The following is a 15,508-nucleotide window of genomic DNA, read 5'->3' as shown; positions in this document are numbered from 1 at the left end:
GCGGAGCGGCCCGCCGGACGAGGCGGACTCCGCATGGGGATCAAGCGCATGGGCCATAGCTTTCCTTCATTCTCGGGGACGCGTTGAACCGCGCCTTGTCATGCAAAAAGGGAGCCCGCCGAATCGCAGGAGGAGGTCCCGAAAGAAAAGCGGCCGGCCCCGCAAAGGGCCGACCGGATCTGCGTGGATTATTGTGCCAGCCAGGCGCTGAAACGCTCGTTCAGCTCGCCGTCGTGATCGACCCAGAAATCAAGATCCGAGCCGAGCGCATTGGTCATGTTCGCCGCCGTGGTCGGCAGGTTCGGCCCCATGGCGACATCGGTGCCTTCAAGATTGCCGACGATCGCGGCCGCCGATTTGCGCGGCGGGCCGTAGCTGATGAACTCTGCAGCGCGGGCCTGCTGTTTCGGCGCGGTCGTGAAGGCGATGAACTCTTTCGCGGCCTCGAGATTGGTCGCGCCTTTCGGGATCACCCAGCCCTCCATCTCGTAGATCTGGCCGTCCCAGACGATCTTGAAGGGCTTTTTCTCTTCCTGCGCTGCGGTGAAGATCCGGCCGTTGAACGCATAGGCCATTGTCACTTCACCATCGGCCAGAAGCTGCGGCGGTTGGGCGCCCGCCTCCCACCAGATCACGTCTTTCTTGATCTGCTCGAGCTTGGCGAAGGCGCGGTCGACGCCTTCGGGCGTGCCGAGGGTCGCATAGACATCCGCCGCCGGAACGCCGTCCGCCATCAGCGCGAATTCGAGGTTGAACTTCGCGCCTTTGCGCATGGTGCGCTTGCCGGGGAATTTCGCGGTATCGAAGAAATCGGCCGGCGTCGCCGGTTTGGCATCGCTGAATTTGGTGTCGTCATAGGCGAGCACCATCGAATAAACGTCGGTGCCGACGAAGCAATCGGTCACGGCGCCGGCGATGAAATCGTCGGTCGCGGGCGTGCCGTCATCGGCGGCGACCAGAATGGCCGGATCGATCTGCTCGAGCAGGCCCTCGTCGCACAGACGCACCGCGTCGGCATATTCGACCGAGGCCACATCCGAGGTGACGTTGCCGGCTTCGACCATTGCCTTGATCGGGGTCGCGGGGTTATCGGCATCGCTGACCGTGACCTTGATGCCCTTTTCCGCCTCGAAAGGCTTCACATAGGCCTGCACATGGCTGTTGCCATAGGCCCCGCCCCAGGACAGCAGGTTCATCTGCTTGTCCTGCGCCTGCGCACCAAAGGCCACCGTAACCAGCGCCGAGGTCAGAATGAGTGTCTTTTTCATGATTGCTCCCTGTTTTTCAGTCTTCAGACCGGATCCAGCGCGCGCGCATCCTGCGGGTGCCAGCCGATCTTGATCTTCTGGCCCGCCGAAAGGCGCGTCTGCCCCAGCGTATTGCGGCTTTTCATGACGAAATTCGTGCTTTCCGCCACGCGCAGCCGTGTGCGCAAAATGTCCCCCATATAGACGACATCCAACACTTCTGCGTCGATGGTATGTGCGCCGGGGGGCATCATTTCAGGTTTGAATTCAACGCGCTCCGGACGGATTGAGACCAAGGTTTCCTGCCCGTTCTCGCGGATGTTGACCGCCGTGGCATCGATCAACTCACCATTGGCGAGACGAACCAAAGCCTTGCCGCCCTCGAGCTTCTCGATCCGGCCGGGCAGTTTGTTGTTCTCGCCGATGAAGCTTGCAACGAAGCTGTTCTCGGGGCGCTCGTAAAGATCGGCGGGCGGGGCGAGCTGCTGGATGCGGCCGTCGTTGAAGACCGCGACGCGGTCCGACATGGTCAAAGCTTCGCCCTGATCATGGGTGACATAGACCACGGTAATGCCGAGACGCTCGTGCAAGGCCTTGATCTCGAACTGCATATGTTCGCGCAACTGCTTGTCGAGCGCGCCGAGCGGCTCGTCCATCAGGACCAGCTTGGGGTCGAAAACCAGCGCGCGGGCAAGGGCGATACGCTGCTGCTGGCCGCCCGACAGCTGCGCGGGGCGGCGGTTGCGGAACTGGCCCATCTGCACCATGTCGAGGGCACGGGTGACGCGATCCTCGCGCTCTGATTTGCCCAAAGAGCGGACCTCGAGCGGGAAGGACAGGTTCTCGCCGACGGTCATATGGGGAAACAGCGCGTAATTCTGGAAGACCATGCCGATCCCGCGCTTGTGGGGCGGCACGTCGTTGATGTTTTTGCCGTCGAGGCGGATCTCGCCCGAGGTTGCGGTCTCGAATCCCGCCAGCATCATCAGGCAGGTGGTCTTTCCCGAACCCGAAGGCCCGAGCATGGTCAGGAATTCGCCTTTGCCGATCGTCAGGTTGAGGTCTTTCACGACAAGCGATTGGCCGTCGTAGCTTTTCTGCACATGGTCATAAACGACGAAGGCGTCGTTGGTCGGTTGGGTCGACAATGCGGGCTCCCTGTTTTGGTTATCATTAGTTACCGCACCTTCAGACTACGCAGCCGCCAATGCGCTTGGCAACAGAACAATGACGACCCGCGACCAACTGACGAAAAAGGCGGCATTTCGGGCATTGGCGCAAGATTTTCGCGGTATCTGCCCGCGGAATGACAAAATGTGCCGATTTTCTGCCGTTTCCTTCGGCACGGGGTCAGGAAGAAATGCGACAGGGGCGGCCCCTTTCGAGGCCGCCCCTGTGCGGAAATTTCCTGTCGTTCCAGCGGATTCCGGTGGGGAATCATCGCCCTCCGGCGTCAGATCCTGACGCCGCTGCGTCCGGCGAGATCGGTAAAGAACTGCCATGCGACACGGCCCGAACGCGAGCCGCGCGTGGCCTGCCATTCGATCGCCTCGGCGCGCAGCTTCTCTTCGTCGGGGTGCATGTCGTAGGCCGCACAATAGCCGTCGATCATCGCGAGATATTCGTCCTGCGAACAGGGATGGAAGCCCAGCCACAGCCCGAAACGATCCGAGAGCGAGACCTTTTCCTCGACCGCTTCGCCGGGATTGATCGCGGTCGAACGCTCGTTCTCGATCATGTCGCGCGGCATCAGGTGGCGGCGGTTCGAGGTCGCATAGAGAATCACGTTCTCGGGGCGTCCGGCGATGCCGCCATCCAGAACCGCCTTGAGCGATTTGTACTGGCTGTCGTCATGCGAGAACGAGAGATCGTCCGAGAAAAGCACGAAGCGGCGGTCGGTCGCGCGGCCCAACAGCGCCAGAAGGCGTCCGACCGAGGATAGATCCTCGCGCGCGATCTCGACCAGAACCAGCGGCAGCCCCTGTTTGACGGCCTCGGCATGAACCGCCTTGACCAGCGAGGATTTCCCCATGCCGCGCGCACCCCAGAGCAACGCGTTGTTCGCGGGCAGGCCGCGCGCGAATTGCAGGGTGTTTTGCAGCAAGGTATCGCGCGAGCGGTCGATGCCGATCAGCTGCACCAGATCGACGCGGCTGACCGCCGTCACGGGCTCGAGCCGGTCGGGATCGGGCTGCCAGATATAGGCGCTCGCCTCGGAAAAGCTCGGCGCGGGTGCCGGCGGAGGCGCCATGCGCTCGAGCGCCTCGGCAATCCGCGTGAGAACGGGGGTATCGAGATCAGTCATCGTCAATTCCGTCAAGAAATCAGCTGTCGAGCTCGGCCTCTTCGGCCTCGCGTTTGCGCTCGATGCGGCGGACAAGGAAGATCGAGATCTCGTAGAGACCATAGATCACCGAGAACAGCACCACCTGGCTGATGACGTCGGGCGGCGTCACCATAGCCGAAAGCACCAGGATCGCGATCACCGCATAGCGGCGCACCGAGGCCAGACCTTCCGAGGAGACGAGCCCCGTCTTGCCCATCAGCGTCAGCGCCACCGGCAGCTGGAAGGAAAGGCCGAAAGCCAGAATGAACTTGGTGGTGAGGGTCAGATATTCCTCGACCGAACCCTGGAACACGATGCCCGCCCAAGGGTTTTCCGCCGCAATGCCGACACCGCCGCTCGGCGCGCTGGTGCCGGCCGCTTTCGCGGCCTCGCCCGCTGCAACCGTCGCATCGGGCAGCACGGTCGGGCCCTGCTGGAAGCCGAGGAAGAAGTCGAAAGCCCAGGGCAGAATGACGTAATAGGCGAAGGCCGCGCCCATGAGGAACATCAGCGGCGAGGCAATCAGGAAGGGCAGAAGCGCGTTCTTTTCGCTGCGGTAAAGGCCCGGTGCGATAAAGCGCCACAGCTGGAAGCCGATGACCGGAAAAGCCAGCACGAAGCCGCCGAAGAAGGCGATGCGCATCGCGACGAAGAAGCCCTCCTGCAGCTTGAGCAGGATCAGGCCGCAGGCCTGATTGCGCTTTTCGAGCGCGTGACAGATCGGCTGGGTCAGGAAATCGAAGATCGGATTCCAGATGAAATAGCACAGCACCATCGCGATCACGAATGCCAGCACCGCCCAGATCAGGCGGGTGCGCAATTCGGCGAGATGTTCGATCAACGGTGCCGAGCTATCGTCGATGTCGGTCGGGGCGGTCTTGGCCGATTTCGAAGCCACTCAATCGCCTTTCATTTCGGTGCCGGAATCGCTGCGGCGCACCGCATGGAGACGGCGCTTGCCGGGGGCCTCGGCCGCAGGCGGGGTCACCTCGGTCGCGAGGGGCACGGCGGCGGGAGCCGGTGTTTGGGATGCCGGTGTCGAGGAGGCCGCACTTGCGGGCGGGGCACCTGCAGGCGCGGGCGGCGTGACCGCATCGGCCTGACCGTCGCTGCCGGCCGAAGCCGGAGCTGCCGGTTTCGGGGCCGCCGGTTTGAGCGAGCCTTTCGCGTCGTCGGTCTTGGGATTCATCGGATCCCATTTCTCGAAACGTTCGGCCGCACGGTCCAAAGCATCCAGCCCGAGCGCCTTCTTCGACGTCAGGGAATTCACGTCTTTCAACGTATTGGCCGCTTCCTCGAGCCCCGAGGACTTGGCCGCATCCTCCATCGCGCTGGTGAATTCGCGCGACATGGAGCGCGCACGCGCGGTAATCCGTCCCAAGGTGCGGAACAGCTTGGGCAGATCTTCGGGGCCGATCACGATCAACGCAACGACGCCGATGAGCATAAGCTCACTCCAGCCGACATCAAACATGGTAGCGCCCGATCAGGATCAGAGTTTGTTCGGGTCGGTCGGCGTCACGTCGCGCAGGGTGCCGTCAGCAGCCAGACGGGCACGGTCGGCCTCGAGTTTGGCACGTTCGGCAGCCAGCTCGGCGCGGGCTTTTTCGATATCGGCGGGGGTATTGGGTTCGGTGACATCGGCGTTTGCCGCCTCTTCACCACCCTCTTTCACGCCTTTTTTGAAGGCGGTGATGCCTTTGCCCACTTCGCCCATCAGGGACGAAACCTTGCCGCGCCCGAAAAGGACCAGCACTACGATTGCGATGAGCAAGAGTGCCATAGGAGAAGGTGCGTGCATGTTATTCCTCCGTTGCAGGGCCTTTGCCGCCCTTGCGATAGAACAGGTGTCTTAGCATATATGGTGTCGGAGCGATGATCGAAACCCCCAAACGCGTGATCCACCCTTGGTCTGGGCCGGTCGGCAGGGCGCGAGTGGCGGGAAAAGGCCCGCCAAACGGGCGAAAACGGGGCAATGCGACCCAAATCGAGCGGATGGACAGATGACTGAAGACCTTCCACGGCTGGCCTACCTGGCTCTTCTTCTGGTTGCGCTGGCCGGTTTTCTGATCGTCGAATTCCGCGCCAAACCGGGGCAGACCATGCGTCAGGCGCTGGCTTGGGGGCTGATTTTCGTCGGCACGATCGCAGTTGCGGGGCTGTGGCAGGACATTTCTCGCAGCGTGGTGCCGCGCCAGCAGATCTTCGAGGGCGGGAGGATCGAGATTCCGGTCAGTTCCGACGGCCATTACTATCTGACGGTCACGCTGAACGGCGAGGAGGTGGATTTCGTCGTCGATACCGGCGCAACCACGATCGCGCTCAGCCGCGACGAAGCCCGCAGAATCGGGGTCGACACCGACAATCTCGCCTTCACCGCGCAGGCGCGCACGGCGAACGGCATCGTCCCGACCGCGCCGGTGATCATCCGCGACGTGCAGATCGGCGATATCCACGACCGCAATGTCTCGGCTGTGGTGGTGGACGGCGATCTCGGGATGCCGCTTTTGGGGATGACCTATCTGAGCCGCTTCGCCCGCGTCAGCATCGAAAGCGACCGGTTGATCCTGCAACGCTAGGTCTGGGTCTGGCCGGGACTGTAGCGGCGCCTGTGCGCGCGGCTACTGCTTGCGCTCCCAGCGGCCTCCCTCTTCGCTCCAGTATTGCGCCTCGACGCCGCCCTGTTTCAGCAGCCGCCACTGTGCGCGGGCGTGATCGAGCGCCTGCGGGTCGTTGCCGTCGAACAGTATGCAGGTCCGCTCGAGTTTGAGACATTCCTCGGCCGAAACATCCGCGCCATGCACCGCCATCAGGCAGGAGGCCGCGTTCACGCCGCCTTGCCCGCCTGTCGTCAAAAGCACCGGTTGGAGCGCGTCATGCGGCCCGCCGGCAAGGCCGTGCGGCAGGAAACCTTCGCCCTGCCACAGGCTTTCGTCCAGCCGTTCGAGCGCTGGAAGTTGGGTCCCGCGCAGTTCCACCCGCCAGCCGGCCGCCAGACTTTTGCCGACAAGCATCGGCAAAAGCATTTCTGGGGCGGAACGGGTCAGGTGATAGAAAAGCGCGGAACCCATTGGCTTATTTCGCTTCGTAGCGGTCGCGGATCAGGCGGTCGAGCGTCATGACGCCCCAGCCTGTCGCCCCTTTCGGAGCCAAGGTCGTACCTCCCGGCGGCAGGGCCACACCGGCGATGTCGATATGGACCCAAGGCTGGTCCTTGCGGATGAAACGCTGGAGGAACTGAGCCGCGGTGATCGAGCCTGCCGAACGGCCGCCCGAGTTCTTCATATCCGCCAGACGCGTGTCGATCAGCTTGTCGTAAGCCGGAGCCAGCGGCATGCGCCATGCGCCCTCGCCCTCGGCTTTTGCGGCGGAAAGCAGCGCCTCGACCAATGGATCGTCGTTCGAGAAGAGACCGGCATGGTCATGGCCCAACGCCACGATCACCGCGCCCGTCAGCGTCGCGAGATCGATCACCGCCGAAGGATTGAAGCGCTTCTGCGCGTACCAAAGCACATCGGCCAGAACCAGACGCCCTTCGGCATCGGTGTTCACGATCTCGATCGTGTCGCCCTTCATGGATTTCACGATATCGCCCGGACGCTGCGCGCGGCCGTCGGGCATGTTCTCGACAAGTCCGACGAGGCCCACGACATTGGCCTTGGCGCGGCGCAATGCGAGGGTGCGCATCACACCGGCGACAACGCCCGCGCCGCCCATATCCATCGTCATCTCTTCCATACCCGCCGCCGGCTTGATCGAGATCCCGCCGGTATCGAAAACGACGCCTTTGCCGACCAGCGCGAGCGGTGCCTCTTCTCCGCCACCGTTCCAGCGCATCACCACGACTTTCGATGGCGTCTCGGAACCGAGACCCACGCCCAAAAGCGCGCGCATCCCCAGTTTGGCCAGCTCGTCCTCGTCGAGCACCTCGACCTCGAGACCCAGCTCGCGCATCGCCAGAAGGCGGTCGGCGAAATCGGTGGTGGTCAGGACGTTGGCAGGCTCGTTGATCAGGTCGCGGGTAAAGAAGACGCCTTCGGCCACGGCGGCACCGGCTTCGGCCTTGCGGGCCAGCGCCTCGGGATCCGCACACATGAATGTGACATGGGCACGCGCCGATTCGCCTTCGGTTTCGGCAGAAACATCGCCCGATTTCGCGGTTTTATAGACGTCGAACGTATAGCCGCGCAGCGCGAGGCCCAGCGCGAGCTCGGCGGCTTGCGGGTGGTTGTCGGCCAGAACCGTGGTCTCGACCTTGCCCAGTTTCGCACCAATCGCGGCACCGGCCTTGCGCGCTTCAGCGACACCGGCCTTCTTGGGCAGCGAGATCAGCTGGAGCGCCTCGGCCTGAAGACCCGCCGGATAGGCCAATTCAAGCGATCCGCCTGCTTTCACGGCCTTCCAGCCCGCGGAATCCAGCGCACGCAACGCCACGTCGCGCGTCGCGCGCGGCAGGCCCGCAGGCAGGCGGTTGCTCTCGCCGATCAGGATCGCGATGCGCCCTTCCCGCGTGGCGAGGCCAGCGGTTTCGGTTGCGGTAAATGAAATTTCAACAGGGCTTGCCATAAGTCTTCTCGCTCGGAGGGAAATTGCCGATATGCAGGAAACCTAGACCTCGCACCGGGTCTTGACCAGAGGCGGGCCTTTTCCAAACTGAACTCAGGCGCTAATCAGACGGTAAGAAGAAGCAGGGACCCATGGCGCGCATCGATCGATATATCCTGTCGCAGTTCCTGACTTTGTTCGGGTTCTTCGCTTTGGTGTTGGTATCCGTCTATTGGATCAACCGCGCCGTTTCCCTGTTCGAGCAGCTGATTTCCGACGGGCAGACCGCGATGGTCGTGCTGGAATTCACCGCGCTGACCCTGCCGCTGGTGATCTCGGTCGTGCTGCCGATCGCGGCTTTTGCGGCCTCGGCCTACGGCACGAACCGGCTGTCGTCGGAATCCGAGCTGGTGGCAATGCAGGCCTCGGGGCTTTCGCCCGCGCGGCTGGCGCGTCCGGTTCTGGTCTTCGGGCTGATCGTCGCGATGATGTCGGCGGCGCTGGTTCACGGCCTTGTGCCTGCCGCGCGCGCGCGCATGGCCGACCGCCAGACCGAGCTGGCCGAAAACGTTACCGCGCAATTCCTGCGCCCGGGCAGCTTCCAGTTCCCCGCCGACGGGCTGACGCTCTACATCCGCGCGATTGCCTCGGACGGGCGGCTGCTGGATCTGTTCTTCGAGGATGCCCGCGATCCCGACAACCAGAAGACCTATTCCGCCTCCGAGGCGCTGCTGGTGCGTTCGGACACCGGCCCCAAGCTCGTGATGATGCAGGGCTCCCTGCAGATGCTCGAGCGCGACAACGGGGAACAGCGGCTGTCGCTGTCGCGGTTCTCGGATCTGACCTATGATCTCGGCGCGATTTTGGGACCGGCGAAACAGCGCAAACGCGACATGCGCTCCTATTCGACGACGGCCCTGCTCTGGCCCGACGACGCCTTGCTGGAGGCCACCGGCACCACCCGCGACAAGGCCCGCAGCGAGGCGTTCGAGCGCCTGGCCAAGCCGCTTCTGGCGCCGGTCGCGGCCATGCTGGGCTTTGCCATGCTGCTTTTGGGCAGCTACAGCCGCTTCGGGATCTGGAAACAGCTGGTCTGGTCGACGCTCGCGCTGATTCTGGTGCAGTTTCTCGACACGGCCGCGGCCAATGTCGTAGCGCAGGATTCCGCGCGCTGGCCGGTGGTCTATCTGCCCGCAACCATCGGTGCGCTGATCTGCATCTTCGCGCTTTGGCAGGCGTCGCGGCCGCGCAGATTGAAGCCCGCCCCCGCCCCCTCCGCCGGCAATGGCACCGAAGGACTGGCATCATGATCCTGTCAACCTATGTCGCCCGCCGCTTTACCCGCCTCCTGGCGCTGATCGCGCTGATTTTCCTGTCGATCCTGTTTCTGGTCGAGATGGTCGAGCAGGTCCGCCGCTTTGCCGATGACGGCGTGGGCCTTGCCGGAGCGGCGCAGCTCGCCGCGCTCAACATTACCGGCAGTTTCTATTCGATTCTGCCACTGGTGACCGTGCTGGCGGGGATAGCGCTTTTCCTCAACCTGTCGCGCAGCTCCGAGCTGGTGGCGATCCGGGCCTCGGGGCGGTCGGGGCTGCGGGTCCTTGCGGCCCCCGCAATCGCTGCGGCACTGATCGGGATGCTCTGCGTCGGGCTGCTCAATCCGATGGTCGCCGCAACCGGCAAGCAATATGACGCGCGCGTCGCGGCGGTCGAAAGCCACGGCGGCGAGGCGATCAGCCTTGGCGACAGCGCCGTCTGGCTGCGGCAGGGCCTTGCCGTTCCGCTGCCCGACGGCTCGACCGAGGCCGGTCAGGTCGTGATCCGCGCCAGCCGGGCCAGCCCCGATGCGACCACGCTTTACAACGCGACCTTCATGCTCTTCACCCCCGAGCACGGCCCGACCGGCCGGATCGACGCGGCCGAGGCCCGCCTCGCCAACGGGGCATGGCAGTTGCGCGACACCAAAGCCTGGCCGCTGACCGCCGACAATCCCGAGACCCGCGCCCGCATCATGGCGACCTACGAGATCCCGACCGATCTGACCGCCGACCGCATCCGCGACAGTTTCGGCCGCCCCGATGCGGTGCCCTTCTGGCAATTGCCGGGCTTTATCGCGGGGCTCGAGCGCGCGGGCTTTTCGGCGCAACGCCACCGCGTCTGGTTCCAGATGGAGCTGGCGCGTCCGCTCCTGATGGCGGCCATGGTCGCGATTGCGGCAGTGTTTACCATGCGCCACATGCGCGGCAGGAAAATGGGCATGCTCATTCTTGGCGCTTTCGCTTGCGGCGTCGGTCTGTTCTTCTTACGCAATCTGGCACAAGTGCTGGGTGACAACGGCTCCATCCCCGCGATTCTCGCAGGTTGGGCGCCGCCTCTGGTCGCTCTGCTGTTCGCGCTTGGCGCATTGTTGCAACTGGAGGACGGCTGATGTCGGCGTCAAATCTCGGCCCGTCCGGCCCCCGAAGCCCCCGTATCCCGACCCGAATCCCGCGACATCGGCGCGGGATGGCGGCAGCAGGCAACGCCCCCGCCGGCAAGGCTGCGATGCGGGCACGCTATCCGCGCTGGCTCGAAGCGGCGGCGATCGTGGTTTTCGCGGGCCTGCCGCTTACGGCTGCCGCGCAGCAAAGCACGCCCTATGTCGCGCCCCCGCCGGTCGAAAGCGGCAGCACCTTGCCCGCAGCTCCGGCGAATGACGGCTCGGCCTTCGATCCGATCATCGACCTTCTGCCCGATCTCGGCTTCGGTCGCGGCGGGCCCGCGCTTGCGCCGACCGAATCACCCGCGCGGGACCGCCGTGTCGGCGACGGTACCGATGCCGCCTCGCTGACCCGCGCCGTGCGTCCGCCGGTGCGCAGCCTCGACATCTCGCGCCCTGCCCCCGGCGAGGGCCGCGCCGCGACCATTCTCGCCGACAACCTGTCGCTGGACGCAGGGCGCAGCGTCGTGGCCTCGGGCGGGGTCGTGGTCTGGTATCAGGGCGCTCGGTTGGTCGCCTCCGAGGTGATCTATAACGGCGAGACCGGCGCCATGCGCATCATCGGTCCGATCCATCTGACCCAGCCCGCGCGCACCGGAACCGAGAACGAGACCATACTTGTCGCCGAAGCCGCCGATCTTGACCCCAACATGCAGGACGGCATCCTGCGCGGCGCGCGGCTGATCCTCGCCCGCGAGCTGCAAATGGCGGCCAAACAGGTCCGGCGCAGCGACGAGGGGCGCTTTACCACGCTCGATCAGGTCGTGGCCTCGAGTTGCCAGATCTGCTCCAGCAATCCGACCCCTTTGTGGGAGATCCGCGCGCGTCATATCACCCATGACGCGCTCAAGCGGACGCTGCACTTCGACCAGCCGCAATTTCGCGCCTTCGGCTATCCCGTCGGCGCTTTGCCCGCGCTGACCGCACCCGATCCGACCGTCGAGCGCATGACCGGCTTCCTGCGGCCCTTGGTGCGCACGACCTCGCAACTGGGCTTCGGGATGAAGTTTCCCTATTTCGTCACGCTTGGCGATCATGCCGATGTGACGGTGACGCCCTATCTCTCGGCCAACCGGACCTCGACCCTCGAGCTGCGCTACCGTCAGGCCTTTACCAATGGCGCGATGGAGCTGAACGGCGCTTTGTCGCGTGACGATATCGATCCGGGCACGACGCGGGGCTATTTCTTCGGCGCGGCGCAGTTCCAATTGCCGCGCGGCTACCGGCTTGGCGTGCAGATCCAGACCGCGACCGACCGCTCCTATCTGCTCGATTACGACATTACCGATGCCGACCGTCTGTGGAGCGGGATCATGCTGGACCGCGTGATGCGCGACCGGCTGGTTTTCGCGCGGATCGGCAATTACGAATCACTGCGCTCGGACGAGATCAATTCGACCGCCCCCTCTCAGGTGGCCGATGCGATCTGGATGCGGCGCTGGCGGCCCGGCGGGATGATCGGCGGCGAGGCGGGGCTTGAATGGTCGATGCATGCCCACCGCCGCACCTCGGACGCAGATGTAATCGGACGCGATATGGCGCGCGGCTCGGTCAGCTTTGATTGGCGGCGCAGCGAGATCCTGCCCTATGGCGTGGTCGGCGCGCTCCAGACCCAGATCGACGCCGATGTCTACCGCATCAGTCAGGACAGCGAGTTCGACGATTGGTTCACGCGGATCGATCCGATCTTTGCCGGCGAGCTGCGCTGGCCGCTGATCCGCGCGGCGGGTGCCGTGACCCATATTCTCGAGCCGGTGCTGCAGGTCGTGTGGTCGCCCGAACATGACTGGAGCGACGAGCTTCCGAACGAGGACAGCCAGCTCATCGAATTCGACGAGGGCAACCTGTTCTCGCTCGACCGCTTTCCGGGCTGGGACGAGCGCGAAAGCGGGCTGCGCGCCAATCTGGGCATGACATGGACGCGGATCGATCCCACGGGCTGGTCGCTTGCGCTGACGGCGGGACGGGTTTTGCGCTCGAACCGCGACACCGCTTTCGACGGCACCGGCCCGCTTGGCGCCAAACATTCCGACTGGCTGCTGGCTGCGCATTACAGCGACAGCGACGGGCTGGCGATCGCCAACCGTTCGCTTTTTGATGATTCCTTCTCGATCAGCCGTAACGAATTGCGTCTTGGGTGGCTGAAGCCCGGGCTCGAGGTCTCGGCGGGGCACCTCTGGATGGATTCGGATCCGCGCGAGGGCCGCGACAAGGACGTCTCTGAGCTGACGGCGACGGCGGGCTGGCAGATCACCGACGGCTGGTGGGCCAGCACCGAGACGCGCTACGATTTCACTGCCGAGCGCGCGCAAAAGGCCGCTGTCGGGCTTGAATACCGCAACGAATGTCTGACGCTGGAAATGGGGCTCGAGCGGCGCTTTACCTCCTCCGTCGATGTCAAACCCGAAACCACCTTCGATCTCGGGATCCGGCTTGGCGGCTTCGGCAAGCAGAAAGATCGGCCGGGAACGGTGGCGCGGCGCGCATGTCTGCGTTAATGTCTGCCCAAATCATGCTTCGAGGAACAGGATGCGGCGAGTAATTCTTGGTGTTGCAATGGCCGCGCTTCTGGCCGGCGCTGGTCCGGTTCTGGCCCAGTCGAACCCCTTCAGGCCCGTGCTCTATATCAACGAGTCGGTCGTTACCCAGTTCGATATCGAACAGCGCATGCGCTTTCTCGAGCTGCTGCGCTCGGCCCAGGCCGATCGCGCGACCGCCGAAAAGGCCGTCATCGACGACCGGCTGCGCATGATCGCGGGCAAGCAGATGGGCATCAAACCCACCGACGAACAGATCAATGCGGCGCTGGCGGAATTCGCGGCCCGCGGCAATCTCGATACCGAGCAGTTCAACCAGCTGTTGCGCCAGAGCAATATCGACCCCGCGATCTTCCGCGATTTCATCGTCTCGGGCGTTGTCTGGCGCGATGTCGTCCGCCGCCGCATCGTGCCGATGGTGCAGGTCTCGGATGCCGAGATCGACCAGGAGTTCAAGAAGATCGTCAACACGCCGCGCATCGATGACGTGCTGATTTCGGAAATGGTCATCCCCACCCCCGAAGGCGAAGCCGAACGCATGCATGACGAGGTCGAACGTCTGGCCGCCAGCATCCGCTCGGAAAGCGATTTCGCCGCAGCCGCGCGGCAGTATTCCGCGACGCGCTCGGCCGAAGATGGCGGACGCCTTCCCTGGACGGCGCTGGCCAATCTTCCGCCCTCGCTGCGCCCGATCCTTTTGTCGCTGCAGCCGGGCCAGATCAGCCAGCCGCTGACCGTGCCGGGGGCGATCGTGCTGTTCTACATGCGAGACACCCGCGGATCGGTCCGCGCGGGCGCTCAGGATCAGGTGCTCGACTACCTGCGCCTGCGTCTGGGCAATCCCGCCGAGGCACAGCGGATCTCGCAGGGGTTGCGCAACTGCAACGACCTCTATATCGCGGCCCAAGGCCTGCCTGCCGACCGCCTTCTGGCCGAAAAGGGCAATCTCGGTTCGATCCCCGCCGATGCCGGTCTGGCGCTTGCCACGCTAGATCCCGACGAGGCGACGGTGCTGGGCGGCGATGTGCTGATGCTTTGCAGCCGCATGCCCGCGCTTCTGGCCGAAGCCGATCTGCGTCCCGCCGTTCCGGTCACGCCTCCCGGTGCGCGTCCGGGTGAAGGCGCGGTGCCCAATGCGCCGGACGAAAATGCCGTCCCCGCCCGCGACGAGGTGCGCGACGAGGTCTTCAACCGCAAGATCGGTGCCGCCGCCGATGCCTATCTGGCGGAATTGCGCGCGGATGCGATCATTCGCCGCCCCTGATCGCGCCGCCTTCGCCGGTGGTCGTGCCTTTGGCCTCCGGCGGTAACGGGTCGCGCCTGTCAGGCGCCGTGACATTGGATATTTGAACATGGAAGAGAAGATGCCGCGCCCGGACCTGCCGATCATCCTGACCTGTGGCGAGCCCGCCGGCATCGGCCCCGAGCTTGCCCCCAAGGCTTTGGCCGCAGGCGTGCCCTTCGTCTTTCTCGGCGATCCGTCGCATTTGCCGCAAGGAACGGAATGGCAGGAGGTCGAGGACCTCTCCGCACCGCTACCGCTACCCCAGGGCAAGCTTGCGGTGCTGCGCCATGATTTTCCGGCGCCCAATCTCTTCGGCCGACCCGAGCCGCGCAACGCACAGGCGGTGATCGATGTCATCGCTCGTGCGGTCGATCTGGCGATGTCCGGCCAAGCCGCAGGGATCTGCACGCTGCCGATCAACAAGGAAGCGCTGAAAACCGGCGCGGGCTTTCCCTTCCCCGGCCATACGGAATATCTCGCCCATCTCGCGGGCGGGGCCGATGTCGTGATGATGCTGGCTTCGACCACCGTCACGCCGCCCTGCCGCGTGGTGCCGGCGACGATCCATATCGCTCTGGAAGAGGTGCCGCGCCAGCTCACGCCCGAGGTGTTGGAGAAAGCAATCCGCATCACCCATGCCGCGATGCGTCGCGATTTCGGCATTGCCGAGCCGCGCATCGCTGTCGCGGGTCTGAACCCCCATGCCGGAGAAAACGGCGTCATGGGACGGCAGGAGATCGACTGGATGCGCGCCCTGATCGCAGATCTGCGCGCCGAAGGCTTCGCGCTGAGCGGGCCGCTTCCTGCCGATACGATGTTTCACGCGCCTGCCCGCGCCCGCTATGATGCTGCGGTCTGCGCCTATCACGATCAGGCGCTGATCCCGATCAAGACGCTCGATTTCTCGGGCGGGGTCAATGTCACGCTCGGCCTGCCCTTCATCCGTACCTCGCCCGATCACGGCACCGCGCTCGATATCGCCGGTCGCGGCATCGCGGACGCCGACAGCGTCATCGCGGCGCTCAGAATGGCCCATGACATGGCCAACCGGCGGTGAGCGCCTCTCCTCTTCCATGTTCCAATATCCTG

At 64.5% G+C, this 15,508-nt stretch carries 14 protein-coding genes; 6 read left to right on the top strand and 8 right to left on the bottom strand.

The window, feature by feature from the left end:
* Positions 1 to 188: 188 nt before the first annotated feature.
* From ACFFUC_RS13875 to ACFFUC_RS13850, 6 genes are all read right to left on the bottom strand, one after another.
* The gene (locus ACFFUC_RS13875; RefSeq protein ID WP_377687182.1) at positions 189 to 1,268 is read right to left on the bottom strand and encodes an ABC transporter substrate-binding protein; all 1,080 of its coding nucleotides are present in this window, start codon (positions 1,266 to 1,268) and stop codon (positions 189 to 191) included.
* Positions 1,269 to 1,291: 23 nt separating this feature from the next.
* On the bottom strand, positions 1,292 to 2,395 hold the full coding sequence (locus ACFFUC_RS13870; RefSeq protein ID WP_377687180.1) for an ABC transporter ATP-binding protein: 1,104 nt from the start codon (positions 2,393 to 2,395) through the stop codon (positions 1,292 to 1,294).
* 305 nt (positions 2,396 to 2,700) lie between these two features.
* On the bottom strand, positions 2,701 to 3,552 hold the full coding sequence (locus ACFFUC_RS13865; RefSeq protein WP_377687178.1) for an ATP-binding protein: 852 nt from the start codon (positions 3,550 to 3,552) through the stop codon (positions 2,701 to 2,703).
* A 19-nt stretch (positions 3,553 to 3,571) separates the two neighbouring features.
* The gene (gene tatC / locus ACFFUC_RS13860) at positions 3,572 to 4,471 is read right to left on the bottom strand and encodes a twin-arginine translocase subunit TatC (RefSeq protein WP_377687176.1); all 900 of its coding nucleotides are present in this window, start codon (positions 4,469 to 4,471) and stop codon (positions 3,572 to 3,574) included.
* Positions 4,472 to 5,020, bottom strand: coding sequence for a Sec-independent protein translocase subunit TatA/TatB (locus ACFFUC_RS13855; protein WP_377687174.1), 549 nt, complete (start codon positions 5,018 to 5,020; stop codon positions 4,472 to 4,474).
* 45 nt (positions 5,021 to 5,065) lie between these two features.
* Positions 5,066 to 5,374 carry a twin-arginine translocase TatA/TatE family subunit gene (locus ACFFUC_RS13850; protein ID WP_377687171.1) on the bottom strand — a complete coding sequence of 103 codons (309 nt, stop codon included), beginning with the start codon at positions 5,372 to 5,374 and terminating at the stop codon, positions 5,066 to 5,068.
* A 202-nt stretch (positions 5,375 to 5,576) separates the two neighbouring features.
* Between ACFFUC_RS13850 and ACFFUC_RS13845 the strand changes: the two genes are divergently transcribed.
* On the top strand, positions 5,577 to 6,152 hold the full coding sequence (locus ACFFUC_RS13845; RefSeq protein ID WP_377687169.1) for a retropepsin-like aspartic protease family protein: 576 nt from the start codon (positions 5,577 to 5,579) through the stop codon (positions 6,150 to 6,152).
* Between the two features lie 42 nt (positions 6,153 to 6,194).
* On the opposite strand, the gene ACFFUC_RS13840 is transcribed toward ACFFUC_RS13845, so the two are convergent.
* Positions 6,195 to 6,644: a DNA polymerase III subunit chi gene (locus tag ACFFUC_RS13840; RefSeq protein ID WP_377687167.1), complete on the bottom strand. Its 450-nt coding sequence runs from the start codon at positions 6,642 to 6,644 to the stop codon at positions 6,195 to 6,197.
* Between the two features lie 4 nt (positions 6,645 to 6,648).
* Positions 6,649 to 8,139, bottom strand: coding sequence for a leucyl aminopeptidase (locus ACFFUC_RS13835; RefSeq protein ID WP_377687164.1), 1,491 nt, complete (start codon positions 8,137 to 8,139; stop codon positions 6,649 to 6,651).
* Positions 8,140 to 8,270: 131 nt separating this feature from the next.
* On the opposite strand from ACFFUC_RS13835, the gene lptF reads away from it, so the two are divergent.
* From lptF to pdxA, 5 genes are all read left to right on the top strand, one after another.
* Positions 8,271 to 9,428: an LPS export ABC transporter permease LptF gene (gene lptF, locus ACFFUC_RS13830; RefSeq protein ID WP_377687162.1), complete on the top strand. Its 1,158-nt coding sequence runs from the start codon at positions 8,271 to 8,273 to the stop codon at positions 9,426 to 9,428.
* Positions 9,425 to 10,546 carry an LPS export ABC transporter permease LptG gene (lptG, locus tag ACFFUC_RS13825; protein ID WP_377687160.1) on the top strand — a complete coding sequence of 374 codons (1,122 nt, stop codon included), beginning with the start codon at positions 9,425 to 9,427 and terminating at the stop codon, positions 10,544 to 10,546. Before lptF ends, lptG begins: the two co-directional genes overlap by 4 nt.
* 116 nt (positions 10,547 to 10,662) lie before the next feature.
* Positions 10,663 to 13,095: an LPS-assembly protein LptD gene (locus tag ACFFUC_RS13820; RefSeq protein ID WP_377687158.1), complete on the top strand. Its 2,433-nt coding sequence runs from the start codon at positions 10,663 to 10,665 to the stop codon at positions 13,093 to 13,095.
* 31 nt (positions 13,096 to 13,126) lie between these two features.
* Positions 13,127 to 14,398 (top strand): peptidylprolyl isomerase, encoded by a 1,272-nt coding sequence (locus ACFFUC_RS13815; protein ID WP_377687156.1) that lies wholly within the window; start codon positions 13,127 to 13,129, stop codon positions 14,396 to 14,398.
* 100 nt (positions 14,399 to 14,498) lie between these two features.
* Positions 14,499 to 15,476 carry a 4-hydroxythreonine-4-phosphate dehydrogenase PdxA gene (pdxA, locus tag ACFFUC_RS13810; RefSeq protein ID WP_377687154.1) on the top strand — a complete coding sequence of 326 codons (978 nt, stop codon included), beginning with the start codon at positions 14,499 to 14,501 and terminating at the stop codon, positions 15,474 to 15,476.
* The last annotated feature ends 32 nt before the right edge of the window (positions 15,477 to 15,508 follow it).

The organism is Paracoccus cavernae (genome assembly GCF_042430175.1).
GTDB classification, from domain to species: Bacteria; Pseudomonadota; Alphaproteobacteria; order Rhodobacterales; family Rhodobacteraceae; genus Paracoccus; species Paracoccus cavernae.
The sequence above is the reverse complement of the archived record's forward strand: the minus strand, read 5'-3'. Positions and strand labels throughout refer to the sequence as shown.

What these genes read in the sequence shown, in the direction of transcription:
- ACFFUC_RS13875 (WP_377687182.1), bottom strand. Translation starts at nt 1,268, where the DNA reads ATGAAAAAGACACTCATTCTGACCTCGGCGCTGGTTACGGTGGCCTTT.
- ACFFUC_RS13865 (WP_377687178.1), bottom strand. Translation starts at nt 3,552, where the DNA reads ATGACTGATCTCGATACCCCCGTTCTCACGCGGATTGCCGAGGCGCTC.
- ACFFUC_RS13855 (WP_377687174.1), bottom strand. Translation starts at nt 5,020, where the DNA reads ATGCTCATCGGCGTCGTTGCGTTGATCGTGATCGGCCCCGAAGATCTG.
- ACFFUC_RS13850 (WP_377687171.1), bottom strand. Translation starts at nt 5,374, where the DNA reads ATGCACGCACCTTCTCCTATGGCACTCTTGCTCATCGCAATCGTAGTG.
- ACFFUC_RS13845 (WP_377687169.1), top strand. Translation starts at nt 5,577, where the DNA reads ATGACTGAAGACCTTCCACGGCTGGCCTACCTGGCTCTTCTTCTGGTT.
- ACFFUC_RS13840 (WP_377687167.1), bottom strand. Translation starts at nt 6,644, where the DNA reads ATGGGTTCCGCGCTTTTCTATCACCTGACCCGTTCCGCCCCAGAAATG.
- ACFFUC_RS13835 (WP_377687164.1), bottom strand. Translation starts at nt 8,139, where the DNA reads ATGGCAAGCCCTGTTGAAATTTCATTTACCGCAACCGAAACCGCTGGC.
- lptF (WP_377687162.1), top strand. Translation starts at nt 8,271, where the DNA reads ATGGCGCGCATCGATCGATATATCCTGTCGCAGTTCCTGACTTTGTTC.
- lptG (WP_377687160.1), top strand. Translation starts at nt 9,425, where the DNA reads ATGATCCTGTCAACCTATGTCGCCCGCCGCTTTACCCGCCTCCTGGCG.
- ACFFUC_RS13820 (WP_377687158.1), top strand. Translation starts at nt 10,663, where the DNA reads ATGCGGGCACGCTATCCGCGCTGGCTCGAAGCGGCGGCGATCGTGGTT.
- ACFFUC_RS13815 (WP_377687156.1), top strand. Translation starts at nt 13,127, where the DNA reads ATGCGGCGAGTAATTCTTGGTGTTGCAATGGCCGCGCTTCTGGCCGGC.
- pdxA (WP_377687154.1), top strand. Translation starts at nt 14,499, where the DNA reads ATGCCGCGCCCGGACCTGCCGATCATCCTGACCTGTGGCGAGCCCGCC.